The 938-nt window shown below is 60.8% G+C and carries 1 protein-coding gene and 1 pseudogene; one reads left to right on the top strand and one right to left on the bottom strand.

From position 1 onward, the window contains the following. Positions 1-262 (bottom strand): annotated as a pseudogene (locus EN925_RS37555) (flagellar biosynthetic protein FliO); the annotation flags it as partial. Positions 263-487: 225 nt separating this feature from the next. Between EN925_RS37555 and EN925_RS37550 the strand changes: the two are divergent. Next, a partial coding sequence (locus EN925_RS37550; protein ID WP_128337448.1) for a PAS domain-containing protein occupies positions 488-938 on the top strand: 451 nt, incomplete at its 3' end.

Below are 938 nucleotides of genomic sequence, written 5' to 3'. Positions count from 1 at the left end.
CGGTCGGACCGCCGATCAGAAGCAGATGTTCGATGTCGTCGCGGCGTATCAGCACCAATCTGCGATGGCTGTCGACGGCGGTGGCATCCATGACGGCCAGTCGCGTCTTGCGGTTCCGGCCGCCGGCGACGAAGGTTCCGAATGTCAGGTTGCGCACCAGCTTGACGATGACGAGAACGATGACCAGCAGGACGAGCGCTGCAAACGTCCACAACAATGCTGCGGCATAACCGGGACCTGCCACGCTATCGAGCCATTGCATTGGTTTCCCCTGATCGCCCCTTGGAAGTGATAAGACACTAGACCGTTGAAGCGGGCCACCGCAAGTTGCGTTTCACGCTGTTGAACAGCTTGAAAAACTCCGAAGGCCGGAAGACATCATTTTTATCCGACATTTGCCGCCCAGGCCTTTTCCGGACTAGGAGAATGTGATTCAACCCGGTACGGGGCGGGTGTCGGAACACCGGAATTCACGAGCAGGGGGCACATGGCCAAGGAAGCGCGCGGCGATTTCTATCCGGTACCGATCGTCGACCAGAATACGCGACCGGGCGCGGTTACCCGGCTTATCATTTTCATCGTCGTTCTGACGGGGGCCGCGATCGTCTTCGGTCTTTTCCGCGAGCGCCTCGGCGATCCTTTCCTGCTCGGCATGCTCGGCGTGCTGGCGATGATCGGCGTCGGCTTCCTGTTCGCGACGGCGATCGGCTTCGTGCAGGTCACGCCACGCTCGACAGGCGACGAACTGTCGAAATCCTTCGTCGATTCGATGTCGCAGGGGCTTCTCGTCACCGACACCAAGGGCCGCGTCGTCTACGCCAACCGCGCCTATGCGGATATGACCGGAGCATCGTCCGCTGCCGATCTGAAGACCGTCGAGGGATTGCTCTCGGATGTCCCCGAAGCCTCGGTGACGATCTATCGCCTGGCGTCCGGCC

The sequence above is a fragment of the Mesorhizobium sp. M7A.F.Ca.US.006.04.2.1 genome, assembly GCF_004022915.1.
GTDB classification, from domain to species: domain Bacteria; phylum Pseudomonadota; class Alphaproteobacteria; order Rhizobiales; family Rhizobiaceae; genus Mesorhizobium; species Mesorhizobium ciceri.
Note: the sequence above shows the minus strand (reverse complement) of the source record. Positions and strands in the feature narration are given on the sequence as shown.